The 13,763-nt window shown below is 70.2% G+C and carries 12 protein-coding genes; 2 read left to right on the forward strand and 10 right to left on the reverse strand.

Going from position 1 to position 13,763, the window contains the following annotated elements; genetic code table 11:
• Nucleotides 1–11 precede the first annotated feature (11 nt).
• From ACFQRE_RS19635 to metK, 6 genes are all read right to left on the reverse strand, one after another.
• Complete coding sequence (locus ACFQRE_RS19635; protein ID WP_380125707.1) at nt 12–1,514, reverse strand: RsmB/NOP family class I SAM-dependent RNA methyltransferase; 1,503 nt, start codon at nt 1,512–1,514, stop codon at nt 12–14.
• Nucleotides 1,514–2,482, reverse strand: a complete 969-nt coding sequence (fmt, locus tag ACFQRE_RS19640; protein WP_380125709.1) for a methionyl-tRNA formyltransferase — start codon at nt 2,480–2,482, stop codon at nt 1,514–1,516. Before fmt ends, ACFQRE_RS19635 begins: the two co-directional genes overlap by 1 nt.
• Nucleotides 2,483–2,514: 32 nt before the next feature.
• Nucleotides 2,515–4,563 (reverse strand): primosomal protein N' family DNA-binding protein, encoded by a 2,049-nt coding sequence (locus ACFQRE_RS19645; RefSeq protein ID WP_380125711.1) that lies wholly within the window; start codon nt 4,561–4,563, stop codon nt 2,515–2,517.
• A gap of 35 nt (nt 4,564–4,598) precedes the next feature.
• Nucleotides 4,599–6,071 carry a hypothetical protein gene (locus tag ACFQRE_RS19650; RefSeq protein WP_380125713.1) on the reverse strand — a complete coding sequence of 491 codons (1,473 nt, stop codon included), beginning with the start codon at nt 6,069–6,071 and terminating at the stop codon, nt 4,599–4,601.
• 313 nt (nt 6,072–6,384) lie between these two features.
• Nucleotides 6,385–7,236, reverse strand: a complete 852-nt coding sequence (locus tag ACFQRE_RS19655; protein ID WP_380125715.1) for an alpha/beta fold hydrolase — start codon at nt 7,234–7,236, stop codon at nt 6,385–6,387.
• Nucleotides 7,185–8,405 carry a methionine adenosyltransferase gene (gene metK / locus ACFQRE_RS19660; protein WP_380125717.1) on the reverse strand — a complete coding sequence of 407 codons (1,221 nt, stop codon included), beginning with the start codon at nt 8,403–8,405 and terminating at the stop codon, nt 7,185–7,187. Before metK ends, ACFQRE_RS19655 begins: the two co-directional genes overlap by 52 nt.
• A 175-nt stretch (nt 8,406–8,580) precedes the next feature.
• Between metK and ACFQRE_RS19665 the strand changes: the two genes are divergently transcribed.
• Complete coding sequence (locus tag ACFQRE_RS19665; RefSeq protein WP_380125719.1) at nt 8,581–10,071, forward strand: hypothetical protein; 1,491 nt, start codon at nt 8,581–8,583, stop codon at nt 10,069–10,071.
• The gene (locus tag ACFQRE_RS19670) at nt 10,071–11,171 is read left to right on the forward strand and encodes a hypothetical protein (protein WP_380125721.1); all 1,101 of its coding nucleotides are present in this window, start codon (nt 10,071–10,073) and stop codon (nt 11,169–11,171) included. The genes ACFQRE_RS19665 and ACFQRE_RS19670 overlap by 1 nt, the downstream gene beginning before the upstream one ends.
• Before the next feature lie 102 nt (nt 11,172–11,273).
• Here ACFQRE_RS19670 and ACFQRE_RS19675 read toward each other — a convergent pair whose 3' ends face one another.
• The 4 genes from ACFQRE_RS19675 to mihF are packed head-to-tail and all read right to left on the reverse strand — an operon-like array spanning nt 11,274 to nt 13,752.
• On the reverse strand, nt 11,274–12,584 hold the full coding sequence (locus ACFQRE_RS19675) for a bifunctional phosphopantothenoylcysteine decarboxylase/phosphopantothenate synthase (protein ID WP_380125723.1): 1,311 nt from the start codon (nt 12,582–12,584) through the stop codon (nt 11,274–11,276).
• Nucleotides 12,585–12,591: 7 nt separating this feature from the next.
• On the reverse strand, nt 12,592–12,855 hold the full coding sequence (rpoZ, locus tag ACFQRE_RS19680) for a DNA-directed RNA polymerase subunit omega (protein WP_380125725.1): 264 nt from the start codon (nt 12,853–12,855) through the stop codon (nt 12,592–12,594).
• 4 nt (nt 12,856–12,859) lie between these two features.
• Nucleotides 12,860–13,438, reverse strand: coding sequence for a guanylate kinase (gene gmk / locus ACFQRE_RS19685; RefSeq protein WP_380125727.1), 579 nt, complete (start codon nt 13,436–13,438; stop codon nt 12,860–12,862).
• Nucleotides 13,435–13,752, reverse strand: coding sequence for an integration host factor, actinobacterial type (gene mihF, locus ACFQRE_RS19690; RefSeq protein ID WP_380125729.1), 318 nt, complete (start codon nt 13,750–13,752; stop codon nt 13,435–13,437). Before mihF ends, gmk begins: the two co-directional genes overlap by 4 nt.
• Nucleotides 13,753–13,763 lie beyond the last annotated feature (11 nt).

Raw genomic sequence — 13,763 nt, forward strand, 5'->3', positions numbered from 1 at the left:
CCCGAGGACCCTCAGGCCTTCTTGCGCAGCAGCGTGAAGAACATCGCGTCGGTCCCGTGGACATGCGGCCACAGCTGCACCGAGGGCCCGTCACCGAGGTCATGCAGGACGTCACCGGAGGCGTCGCGGAAGAACTCGCGGGCATCGACCACCTCGATGTCGTCGCGCTTCTTGAGCACGTCGCGCACCACGAAGGTCGTCTCGGCCGGGTGCGGGCTGCACGTGGCGTACCCGACGAGCCCACCCGGTGCGACGGCGTCGAGGGCGCTCCGGAGCAGGTCGCGCTGGAGCGGGCCGAGCTGGACGAGGTCGCTCGGCTGACGACGCCACCGGGCTTCGGGCCGCCGACGCAGCGCGCCGAGTCCCGTGCACGGGGCATCGACGAGAACGCGTCCGTATGCCGCAGGCTCGGCTTCGCCGACCTCGCGGCCGTCCGTGGTGCGCACCTCGATGCGTCGCCCTGCGGCCTGGGCCAGGGCGATGACGGGTTCGAGGGTGCTGCGGACGAGGTCGGCGCGGTGGTCACTGATCTCCACGGCGACGAGGTCTGCCCCGGCGTCGACGGCGAGCGCGCCGAGGACGCCACTCTTGCCACCGGGTCCAGCACAGAGGTCGAGCCAGCGGTTGGGGACGTCCGAGCCCACGGGAGCCATGGCGAGTGCAGCAGCCAGGAGCTGTGACCCCTCGTCCTGCACGGCGGCACGTCGGTCACGGATCGCCCCGATGGCACCGGGCTCGCCGTGCTCGAGGACGGCTCCGAACGGCGAGGTCGCGCTGGCCGTGGCACCGGCCTCGACGAGCTCTTCAACCGTCGCGAGGCCGGGGCGGGCCACGAGGCTGACCTTCGCCGGGATGTTGTCGCTGTCGAGCAGCTCACGCAGTTCGCCGTCAACGGTCTCTGCGGTGGCACGACCACCCGTCAGGAGGGCGCCACGCATCGCACTGACGACCCACTCGGGGTGGGAGTACTCCACGGCGAGCGCTGCCGTCGAACCACCCTCGGGCACAACCTCGGTCACCCACTCGTCACGGGTGCGTTCGCTGACCCGACGCATCACGGCATTGACGAAGCCGCTGGCCCCGGCGCCGCTCACGGTGCGAGCCAGACCGACGGTTTGGTCGGCCGCGGCGTGCGTCGGCACCCGCATGCCGAGCAGCTGGTGGGCGCCGAGCCGCAGGACGTCGAGGACACCGCTGTCGATCTTGGACGTCGATCGGTCGGCCGCCCGCTCGATCACGGCGTCATAGAAGCCCTGCATCCGCAAGGTCCCGAAGGCGAGCTCGGTCGCGAAGGCCGCGTCGCGCGAGTCGAGACGGTGTCGACGGATGATCGCCGGGAACTCGAGGTTGGCGTAGGCGCCGTCGTCGACGGCCCGCAGGAGCGTGTATGCCGCGAGCCGCGCCGGTTCGGCGTGCTTGGCCCGCTCGCTCGGCCTCTGCAGGGAGCGCTGGCTTCCACGTGGGCCTGAACGACCCTGGGGGCGTCGGGGCTGGGAGGAGTCGTGTTCGGGCATCAGGTCAGCGTAGTGGCGCGACCGAGCGACTCACCCACGTCGATGCGCACGCCTCGGGCCCAGTCAGCGGCCGGCATGGGCTTCTTGCCCTGCGGGCGCACCTCACCGAGAGTCACCACCCCAGACGCCGTGCCGACATGGACAGCCTTCTTGGTGGCGTGAACCTCGCCCGGCGCCAAGGTTTGCGACCCCTCGCGTGTCTCGAGCGCGTCCGCACCCGCAGTCAGCACGGGCCCCATCCCCAGTCGCTCACCCCGGAAGGTCGTCCAGGCACCCGGCGCCGGTGTGCACCCACGGATGTGACGACTCACGGCATACGCAGGCGTTGTCCACGAAATCTCGGCATCGGCGGTCGTGAGCTTCGCGGCGTGCGAGACGCCTTCGGCGGGTTGGGGCACCGCGTGGAGGTCACCGCCCTCGAGACCGTCCATCGTGGCGACGAGCAGGCCGGCGCCCGCGTGGGCGAGTCGGTCGAGAAGCACTCCGGACGTGTCGTCGGGGCGGATCGTCTCGGTCATGAGTCCGAGGACGGGCCCGGTGTCGAGACCTTCCTCGATCACGAACGTCGTGGCGCCGGTGGCTTCGTCGCCGGCCATGATGGCGCGCTGCACGGGCGCCGCCCCGCGCCATGCCGGGAGCACCGAGAAGTGGAGGTTGATCCAGCCATGGGTCGGGATGGCGAGGATGTCGCGCGGCAGGAGCGCTCCGTAGGCAACGACGGGACATGCGTCGGGCGCGATCTCACGCAGTCGTGCCTGGAACTCCGGGTCGCGCGGTGACACGGGAGTGAGCACGTCGATCCCGCGCTCGACGGCCACGGCCTTCACCGGCGAGGGGTGCAGGGTGCGGCCTCGGCCGGCCCGGGCGTCCGGTCGCGTGAGCACCGCAACGACCTCGTGCGGTGAGGCAAGCAGGGCCTCGAGGGCGGGCACGGAGGTCTCGGGGGTGCCGGCGAAGACCAGCCTCATCGGATGCAGCTCTGGCTCGTCACGCAGTCAGTCTACGAAGGGTCGCGAGGGTCGAGCCTCGCGGTCACGGGCGCCGTGTCCTTGCGCGCTGAGCGACGGGCCCGCATCGCCGCCACCTCGGCCGCGAGCGCGGGGCCGTCGGACAGCGGCGCGCTGAGCACCATGCGCTCGCTCTCGGCGTCCACGGGCAAGGGGCCAAGGACCCGCACCAACTCCCCGAGCCGCATCTCGGCCACGGCGGCCTGGAGCGCTGGCCGGGCACCGGTCAGCGTCGCCACGCGTGCCGTCGGCGGCAGCGACAATTCGAGCCGCTCGGCCAGCTCGCGATCCGCGAACCACGCCGGGTCCCAGCGCACGAGCGCCTCGATGGCAGGCACCGTCGTGTGCGTCGGCACCCCGGCGAGGACAGCGACTCCCCCCTCGGCCGCACCACGGGTCAGCGAGACGGCGTTCATCCATCGCCGCAAGGACTCCTCGGCCGCGTCGAGCGATGGCCGGTCGAGCAGCGCCCACGCGTCAAGAAGCAGGCAAGCTGCATACCCGCCGTCGGCAACAGGCTCTGCTCCCGGCGTCGAGATGACGAGTCGCGGCTTGGCATCGACGTGATCGATGACGGCTCCCGCACCCGAGGTCGCCACGGGCACGCCGGGAAAGGCCCGGCCCAGTTCCTCTGCGGTTCTGCGCGCGCCCACGACGGACGACCGCAACCGTGGTGAGCCGCAGTGTGAGCACTCGAATCGGGTCTCGACGGCGCCGCACCACCGACAGGTGGGCGGCTGGCCAGGACCCGCGAGACCCAACGGACCGGCGCAGACACCGCAGCGTGCGGGGCGTCGGCAGTCCTGGCACGACAGCGACGGCAGGTAGCCGCGCCGAGGCACCTGGACGAGCACGGGTCCGCGAGCGAGCGCCTCCTTGGCGACCTGCCACGCCATCGAGGGCAGGTGCGCCCTGGCGGCCGCCGGATCCCGGGCGAGGTCGGCCCCTTCACCCGCGACTCGCACCCGAGCCACGACCTTGCGCAGCGCGGACCGATCGACGTCGAGGCCGACGAACACACCCTCGGCGCACCACTGGGCCAGCGCCGCACTGCGGGTGAATCCAGCGCTGAGGAGCGCAGCCCCCTCGAGCTCGGCACGGATCCGGGCGACCTGCCGCACCTGCGGATAGGGGGCGCGCTGCTCGTCGTGGAGGTCGTCGCCGTCGTCCCACCACGCCACGAGGCCGAGGTCACGCACCGGGGCGAACGCCGCCGCCCGGTTGCCCACCACCACGCGCACGTGACCGCGAACAATCTTGAGGTATGCCGTGTAGCGGGCCTGCGGCCCTTGGTCTGCGGTGAGCCGGACATGGTGCCCCTTGCCGAGACGTTCGGTGAGAGCGGCCTCGACCCGGGCGACGTCGCGCGCGTCGGGGACGACGATGATGCTGCCTCGTTCACCGGCGAGCGCGGCCGCAGCGGCATCGGCGAGCAACCGCGGCCAGTCCTCCCCAGCGTTCGTTGACGGGGCGGCAAGCACGGACGCCGCCGGAGCCTCCCCCTGGGTGACCCGGGAAAGGAAAGCCGGCCCGACGGCATACCGACTCCATGCGCAGGACACGGAATCCGGCACTTCTTCGACCTCAGGTGCGCCGAGCGCAAGGGCTTTTTCGGCGGCTGCATGGCGAGGCGGCACGGCAAGCCGGAGGACGTCACCCACGGCTCCGCCGTAGCGTCGGGCCACCGCCTGTGCTGTGGCGAGCACCGAAGGGGTGAGCACGGCCTCGGGTGAGACGACGCGTCGGATGAGGGCGAGGCGACCCTCGTGTTCGGGCTCGGCCGTGCGCGCGATGACGAATCCATCGAGGTCCTGGCCAGCGAAACGCACCTTGACCCGCACCCCCGGCACGACGTCGCCAGCCATGGCATCGGGGACGAGGTACTCGAAGGGGCGGTCCAGGTGCGCTAGCCCCGTGTCGACGAGCACGGAGGCCACCGGGTCGACGTCGGCGATGGCCTCTCCGCTGGTCTTGGGCCTGGGTCGAGTGCGGGCAGCGGGCTGGATGAGCTCCAGCTGCGTCCCCTCACCCGGCTCGGTCATGTCCCGAAACTAGACGATGCGTCCGACGCTCCTGATCAGCCGGGGCTGTTGGCGTCCGGCTGCTGCCTGCGCAGACTGATCGCGGCGCCTGACGCGGTGCCGATGAAGATCAGCCCTCCAACCACGGGAAAGTCGCCGGTCCACCACCACACAGCACAAAAGAGCAGAGCCATACTCAGAACAATCAACGCGATGCCAAGCTCGTACCGCCAACGCAACTGGCCAACCCAGCTCCGAAAGTTGTTGATCGGCGTCATCGGTTGGGGGACCCACTCGGCGGTGCGAGGGGGCGCCACCAAGCGGCGTTCCTCATCCACCAGGGCGTCCGCCTCCCGAGCGGCCACACCGCCCCGACGCCACAATGTCGGCTCGATCCGGACGCTCCAGCCGTCCGTGGAGACGATCTCCCGGGCTCCGTCCGGGTACGCCATCACAGCCTCGACGTCGTTGCGTGCGATCCCGGCCCACTCCGCTCGTCGGCCCAACGCAATCCCGGAGTCGCCGATCACCAGGCGGTCACGGATGGCCGGAAAGTTGCGAGAGCGGTAGGACGAGCCAGCGAAGGCTACGGCGCGCGTGGGCATGAGCTGACGAGGCATCTGGTCGGCCCAAGCGGCTTCGCCGTCCACTCCCAGGAGCAGAGTGTTGTGCATCTCCTGCGCTACGCGCCGCACTGCGTCGGCGTCGACCACCAGCAGCTCTTCGCGAACCGCCTCGGCCGATTGCGGCTCACGCCCTCTGAGGTGATCCGACGCCGCCCGGTAGGCAACCATCAGAGCGTTGTAGGGATCGTCGTTGGCCTGCCGGGCCTGGGCAACAAGGTCGGGAACGACAGCGCTCAGGGCATCAGAGGTTGCGACCCTCGACATGATCTCGAGGGTCTTGTCGACCACATTGCTCAACAGCGGGGCACTGACATCCGAGCCGGCAAAGACGACCGCGGTATCCGCATCAACCGCTTCGTACACGGACCAGGGTGCATACGCCGCGCCGTCCCGCCCACGGAATTCGTCATGCATGAGTTTGTGTAGGGCCGGGCCGAGGAACGTTGCCGCAGTTGACCTCGCGACGACGCCAGACGTAGTGATCCCCTGCCTGGTGACGTACATCTTCGGGAGATCGGCTTGGGCTTCGCACGGGTCCGCCGCAGGAATGGATCGCAACGGACCCTCTGGCAGGTTCAATGCGAGACCTGCGGGCGGTGGTCCATCGAGCAGGAGGGCCGCATTGCCCGACGTGAACCATTCCGAGGCGAGGAGGCGCACGTCTTCCTCGGAGACCCGGGCGAGTCCCGGTTCCGCATAACCCGCGAGACCCGGCCCTCGGGCGCCATAGCGATTCAGCATGGCCTGTCGCACGTCGCTCGACCCGCGCATCGCAGCCTCGGCCTTGAGCACCGAACTCTCACGCGACAACTCAGCCAGGTCGGGCGCAGCAATCCAGCGCGTCAGGTCACCCACGAAGTCCACCACGGCATCGCGCGGGCCGTGAGCGTCGAACTGGGTCATGAGGAGCGACACGGACCCGTTGACCTGCAGGGCTCCCTTGGCACGGTCGTGCAGCGCAACGTGCTCCAGCAGGTGGGTGACTCCCGCTGTGGCCAGCGTCTCGTCGACGATTCCCCGCCGAAAGATGAGCGATGCCGTCAGGGTCGGTCGACCGGCGTCCACCCAGAAGGTGCGGACGCCGCTGAGTACGTCCGAGTGCAGTGCGACCACTGAGAAATGCCTCCCCTTGCCGCCTCCCGCAGGCGGTCGGCAAAAACTAGCCCGAACTGTTGGGTTGTGCCAGAGAGTCTCACAACGCCCATCGCTGGTCGCGTCAGACGCTGTGGCCGCTGCCGAGGTGCTCGAGGAGCAACGCGGTCGTCTCGTCAGGTCGCTCAAGGGCCGGGAGGTGTCCGGCCCACGCGAGTTCGACGAAGAAGGAGCTCTCGATCTCGCGCCCGAGAAGGGCCCCGATCTCGCGGAAGTGAGCGGTGTCGTGCGCTCCCACGAAGATCACGGTGGGGACGAACAGGGCCGTTGGGTCGACGGTCACGCGCTCCGGCTGTGGCGGCGGGTCCAGCTTGTCCGCCGCGAGCTGGACCTCGAAGGCGCGACGCTGCATCCGTGCAAGGTCTGCGCGTGCCTCGTCCGTGGCCTCCGGGCCACACCAGGTGTCGACGTTGAGCGCGACGGCACCATCGACGTCGCCAGCCTCGAGCAGCTCGTCCTCGCGCTCGCTGAACTCGATGATCACCGGATCGGCGACCTCGAGTCCCCGGTAGGCCGGGCACAACAGGGCGAGCGACCGGACGCGCTGCGGGTGCTGCGCGGCGAACTCGAGAGCGACACGACCGCCGAAGGAGGAACCGACGATCACGGCCTGATCGATGCCGAGGTCGTCGAGGAGGTGAAGGACGTCGTCGGCATCGCCATAGCGCCCACCCGGCAGCGGCGTGCCACCGAAACCGCGCAGGTCGGGTGCAATGACCCGGTGGGCAGCGGCGAGGCCGGGAATGATGCCGGCCCACATGCCTCGATCGGCGACGCCCGCATGGAGGAGGACGACCGCGGCCCCGCTGCCCTCGTCGTCGTGCGCGAGGAGTAGCGGGGCCGAGCCGTCGTTGCTCAGTGTCTTCAGCCCTTGACCGCGCGCTGGAGGTCCTCGACGCGGTCGAGACGCTCCCACGTGAACGGGTTGTTGTAGCCGTGGGCCTGCGTGCGACCGAAGTGGCCATAGGCCGCCGTCGGCTTGTAGATGGGGCGGAGGAGGTCGAGCGCGTCGAGGATCGCTGCCGGACGCAGGTCGAAGACGGACAGGATCGCGTCCTGGATCTTGTCGGCCGGAGCGGTCTCGGTGCCGAACGTCTCGACGTAGATCCCCACGGGCTGCGCCTTGCCGATGGCATAGGCCACCTGGACCTCGCAGCGACGGGCGAGGCCCGCGGCGACGACGTTCTTGGCGACCCAGCGCGTGGCGTAGGCGGCCGAGCGGTCGACCTTGGACGGGTCCTTGCCCGAGAAGGCGCCACCACCGTGGCGGGCCATGCCGCCGTAGGTGTCGACGATGATCTTGCGACCGGTGAGGCCGGCGTCGCCCATTGGGCCACCGATGACGAACGTGCCCGTCGGGTTGATCAGCGAGCGGTAGTCGGACGTGTCGAGATCGGTGCCGTGCTCGGCGAGTTCGGCGAGCACCGGTGCGATGACGTGCTTCTCGATGTCGGGGCTGAGCAGACCGTCGAGCGAGATGCCCTCGGCGTGCTGCGTGGAGAGGACGACGGTGTCGAGCCTGACGGCCCGGTCACCGTCGTAGCTGATCGTCACCTGCGTCTTGCCGTCCGGGCGGAGGTAGGCCAGCTCCTCGCTCTTGCGGACCGCGGTGAGGCGCTCGGCCAGACGGTGGGCGAGGTAGATCGGGAGCGGCATGAGCTCGGCGGTGTCGTCGCAGGCGTAGCCGAACATGAGGCCCTGGTCGCCGGCGCCCTGCTTGTCGAGCGGGTCGATTCCGCCGGTGCGGCTCTCGTAGGCCGTGTCAACACCCTGGGCGATGTCGGGGCTCTGCTGTCCGATGGAGACCTCGACGCCACAGGAAGCGCCGTCGAAGCCCTTGGTCGACGAGTCGTAGCCGATGCCCAGGACCGTGTCGCGCACGATCTTGGGGATCTCGACGTAGGCCTCCGTGGTCACCTCGCCGGCGACGTGGACGAGACCAGTCGTCACCATCGTCTCGACGGCGACGCGGGCCCCGGGGTCCTGCGCCAGCATGGCGTCGAGGATCGAGTCGGAGATCTGGTCACAGATCTTGTCGGGGTGACCCTCGGTGACGGACTCGGACGTGAACAGGCGTGCAGCCACCCGGGGGTACTCCTTCAGTGCGGGAACGGTTCATCGCGCCGACACGGCGCGAGACCGCCAAATCTACCCGTCCGCATGACCCGTGGGGGTGTCGCCCACCACATGGGAGGTGATGCGTCACACGAGGGGTCGTCCTGGAGCCGCAGGACGACCCGCAAGGTGCCAGAATGTCCGCGTGAACGACCGGCCGGAGCCCATGGCCCCCGCGAGTTCGCCCGGACCCACGAACACGTCGGCGGCGAGCTCGGCCTCAGGCAACCCCCTCGATCTCCTCGCCCGGGCCCAGATGCTCGCCGATCAGGTGCGCGGCGAGTCGATCCGTGAGGTGGCCGAGGCCCGTCGTGACGCCGCGCAGGTGCGGGCCCGCACCGCGGACGCCCTGTCCGAACTCGAGAACGTCGAGGCCAACCTCGCCGCTGCCCGCGCCGAAGCCGACTCGGTCATCGAGGCAGCACGCCAGGAAGCACAGTCTCTCCTCGCCGACGCGTCCGACCAGGCCAACCTCGTGCGCGCCCGCTCGTCCAAGACGGCCGACGAGGCCCTGTCGACCGCCGAGGAGGACGCCGCGGCGCGTCTGTCCGAGGCCGAGCGCCGGGCCCGCGACATCGTCGAGACGGCGGAGCGTTCAAGCCGAGAGCTCCTCGACCGGACTGCTGCGGACGTTGCCGCCGCTCGCTCGGCGTGGGAGGCCGACCGGGCTGGCGCGGAGCTCGAGATCTCCCGTGTGCGCGAGCTGGCCGAAGGCGAGGCAGCAACGCTTCGCAGCGAAACGGAGGCGTATGCCGCAGCGCACCGTGACGATGCCGAGCGTCACGTGAGTGCCCGCCTGGCCGAGATCGATCGCCTCACCAGGGATGCCTCGAGCGAGCGCGAGCAGGTCCTCCAGCAGGCCCGCGACGATGCTGCCGCACACCTCGAGCAGGCCCGCGACGAGGCCGACGGTGTCGTGGAGTCGGCTCAGACCCACTTGGCGTGGGCGCAGGCCACGGTTCGCGACATCCTCGACAAAACCGAGCGTGAGACCTCCTCCCAGAAGCGCGAACACCACCAGACCCTGGCCGAGCGCGCCAAGCAGAGCCGGAACCGAGCAGCGAACCTCCTCGCCTCCGCGACGGCCCGGTCCACCGACCTGGGCGCCGAGGCCGAGGCGGAGTCGAACCGGACGCGCGCGCAGGCCACGTCCGTCCTCGAGGAGGCCCGGGCGGATGCCGCGCGCACCCTCGAGGACGCTCGCCGCGAGGCCGACCGGATCACGCAGGCCGCCCGCGAACGTGCCGCGGAGGCGGAGGCGCGGGCCGAACGCCGTCTCGGCGAGGCCGAGCGCGGCGCGCAGCTCGTGCGCCAGAGCACCGCCGACGACATCGAAGCGTTCCAACGCCAGGCCCACGAGCAGCACCGTGCCTCCCGTGCCGAGATCCTGCGGATCACCGAGGAGGCGCAACGTCGCTCCGACGAGATCCGCGCCGAGGCACAGGACAACGTCACCCGCGCCCGCGCGGAGGTGGCCGTCCTGGCTGCCCGCCGCGACGCCATCACGACTCAACTGGGCGACCTCAGCGGAGTCATCGACGCCTTGGCCGTCGCCGACTTCCCCTCCCCGGCACCCACCGACGAAGACCCCCTGCCACTGCCCACCCAGCACAGCAATCAGCACCAGGAGCACTGATGAGCACGCCCCAGTTCCCGACGATCTTCCGTGGCTACGACCCCATCCAGGTCGACCGTCACCTCGCCTCGATCGGTGACACGGTCGACGCGGCCCGCCAGGAGGTCGCTCAGATCACCGTCGAGCTGACCAAGGCCAAGCAGCACAACGCGGAGCTCGCCGCCAGCCTCAAGGAGCACAAGGCCCTCGTGACCTCGCTCGAGGCCAAGGAGGCGCAGGTTTCCTCCCCGACGTTCGCCCACCTCGGCGAGCGCATCGGGAGCATGCTCGGTCTGGCCGACGAGGAAGCCACCTCGATCCGTGCCGCCGCCACCGCGGAGGCAGACAAGCACCGCCGCCTGGCGGACGAGTCCTCGGCATCGGTGCGCGCTGAGGCCGACCGCTACGCCGAAGAGGTCCGCTCCCGCGCCGAGGTCGAAGCCTCCGAGGTCGTCGCCAAGGCGAAACAGCAGGCGGCCGCCCTGCTCGACGACGCCGGCCGCGAGGCGTCGGCTCGACGCGAGGAGGCCGAGGCCCACTTCGAGAACCAGCGAGCTCGTGCGGCCGCGGCCGCCGCCGACTTCGAGGGCACCCTGCAGGAGCGGCGCGAACGGGCGACCAGCGAGTTCACCCTCGCGCAGAGCAGCCATGAGGACCGCCTGCGCGAGCTCCAGGAGCGCACCGACCAGCTCGCCAAGGAGTCCGAGGAGGAGCACAGGTCCCGCTCCGCCGAGGCTGTCTCCATCCTCGACCAGGCCAAGGCCGAGGCGTCCGCCTTGGTCACGACCGCCAAGGAGCAGGCCGAGCGCATCAGGCGTGACTCCGAGCGCGAGCTCGCAGCCGCCACGGCTCGACGCGACAGCATCACCGCCCAGCTCAGCAACGTCCGCAACATGCTCGGCACCCTCGGTGGCGCTTCCTCCATCGGCCAGGCCGACCTCGCCGAGGTCGCAGCCCCCGAAGCCGCACCCCGGGCCGAGGACGAGGCCCCGCCCGAAGCCGAACCGCAGGCCCGGGCAGAGGTCGAAGCGGAGGCAGCCACTGAGGTCGAGGCGCCCGATGAGGCTGAGGTTGAGGCGCAGCCCGAGTCCAAGCCGAAGGCGAACGCGAAGACCCGCTGAACCAGTCGAGGTAGCACGAAACGCCGTGGGGAGCTTCTGCCCACGGCGTTTCGTGCTACCTCAACGTGCCCTACCTCGACCCGGTGAGGTCTCGCTCCTGACTCAGAGCAGGGTGGCGACGACGTCCCAGACGGCGTCGGAGACGGCAGCCTTGGTGGCGGGACCGACCTCGACGCTCTCATCGCTCCCGCGTTGCAGGACGGTGACGGTGTTGTCATCGGAGCCGAACGTCTTGCCCTCGCCCACCTCGTTGACGACCAGCACGTCGCACCCCTTGCGCTCGAGCTTCGAGCGCGCGTGGTGCAGGACGGAGCCGTTGTCATCGCCGGTCTCGGCGGCGAAGCCCACGATGACCGGGGTCGCCGACCCACCCCGGGTCTGCACCAGCTCGGCGAGGATGTCGGGGTTGCGCACGAGCGTGATCGTCGGGGCGGAGTCGTCCGCGCTGCCGTCGACATGGGCCTCGTGCGTCTTCTTGATCTTGGACGGCACGTAGTTCGCCGGTCGGAAGTCCGCCACCGCCGCGGCCATGACCACCACGTCGCTGTGTGCAGCAGCTTGGAGGATCGCCTCACGCATCTGCAGGGCGGTCTCCACCGGGACGACGTCGATGCCCGGGAGGTCCGCAGCAGCGGAGGTCACCAGGGTCACCCGGGCGCCACGCTCGGCGGCAGCGACTGCGAGGGCATGGCCCTGCTTGCCGGAGCTGCGGTTGCCGAGATAGCGCACCGGGTCCAGCGGCTCGCGGGTGCCGCCGGCACTCACGACGACGCGACGACCGCTGAGGTCTCCCCGCCGGTGCCCCGGCACCCCTCCCGCAGCGTCTGCGGATGTGGTCGTTCTAGCCGCCGAATCCGCAGACGCAACGGCGCGGGAAGCGGCGGCGGAGCGGGCGAGCTCACGCTCGCACACGGCATACAGGTCCTCGGGTTCCGGAAGGCGTCCGGGACCGGTGTCCTTGCCGGTGAGGCGCCCACTCGCGGGCGGCACGATGTGCACGCCGCGTTCGGTGAGCGTCGAGACGTTGGCCTGCGTCGCGGGGTGGTCCCACATCTCGGTGTGCATGGCGGGGGCCATGACGACGGGACAGCGCGCGGTGAGCAGGACGTTGGTGAGCAGGTCGTCGGCCTGACCGGTCGCGGCCCTGGCCAGCAGGTCAGCGGTGGCCGGCGCAACGATCACGAGGTCGGCTTCCTGGCCGAGGCGCACGTGCGGCACCTCGTGGACGCTGGACCACACGTCGGTACTCACGGGCTTGCCGGAGAGCGCCGCCCACGTGGGAGCGCCAACGAACTTCAGGGCAGCCCCCGTCGGCACGACGGTGACGTCGTGACCCGCCTCAGTGAGGAGGCGCAGGAGCGAACAGGCCTTGTATGCCGCTATGCCGCCCGCCACACCGAGGACGACCCGCACGGTTGGCTCAGTCCTCGATCTTCTCTGAGGTCAGCAGGCTGCCGTTGATCTCACGCAGGGCGATGGAGAGGGGCTTCTCGTGGACCTCGGCGTCGACGAGCGGGCCGACGTACTCGAGCAGGCCGTCCTGGAGCTGCGCGTAGTAGGCGTTGATCTGGCGCGCGCGCTTGGCCGAGTAGAGGACCAAGGAGTACTTGGAGTCGGCGTGCGTGAGGAGCTCGTCGATCGGCGGGTTGGTGATGCCGATGGGGTTGGCCTTGGTGCCTGACACGGAATCAGTCTCGTTTCGTCTGGTGGGGGGTGCGCATCAATGATACGAGTTCGTTCGCCACACGCCGAACGTCGTCGTTCACGAGCGTCACATCGAACTCTTCAGCGGCGGCGAGTTCGGCCCTGGCCGTGGTCAGCCGGACCTCTCGCTCCTCCTGCGACTCGGTGCCTCGCCCGACCAGCCGGCGGACCAGCTCGTCCCAGCTCGGGGGTTCGAGGAACACGAAAAGGGCGTCGGGCATGGTCTCGCGGACCTGTCGTGCGCCCTGGAGGTCGATCTCGAGGAGCGCGGGTCGACCTTCGGCGATGGCCGCCTCGACCGGACCGCGGGGGGTGCCGTACTGCGCCCGACCGTGGACCGTGGCGAACTCGAGGAACTCGCCGTGGTCGACCATGCGGCCGAACTCCTCGTTGGACACGAAGTGGTAGTGGCGCCCGTCGACCTCGGTGGGCCGGGGCTTGCGCGTCGTGGCCGAGACGGAAAGCCACACGTCAGGGTGGTGCTCGCGAACGTATGCCGCGACAGTGCCCTTGCCGACTGCGGTCGGCCCGGCGAGGACCGTGAGCCTGGAGGTGCCGGTCACGCCTTGTCGAAGCGCGTGAGGAGGGCAGAGATCTGGTTCTGGCCGAGGCCGCGCACTCGGCGACTCTCGCTGATACCGATGTCCTCCATGAGGGCCTTGGCCTTGACCCGACCGACGCCTGGCATCGACTCGAGCAGCGCGGACACCCGCATCTTGCCGATCACGTCGTTCGACTTCCCTTCGCTGATGACCTCTTTGAGGTCGCCTTGGGCGTACTTGAGGCGGTTCTTGACGGCGGCCCGCTCGCGTCGAGCCTGCGCTGCCTTGTCCAGCGCGGCAGCGCGTTGCTCGGGGGTCAGTGGCGGGAGTGCCATGGCGGATGTCC

Origin of the sequence: Knoellia pratensis, from assembly GCF_042666395.1 — a bacterium.
Lineage (GTDB): Bacteria > Actinomycetota > Actinomycetes > Actinomycetales > Dermatophilaceae > Knoellia > Knoellia pratensis.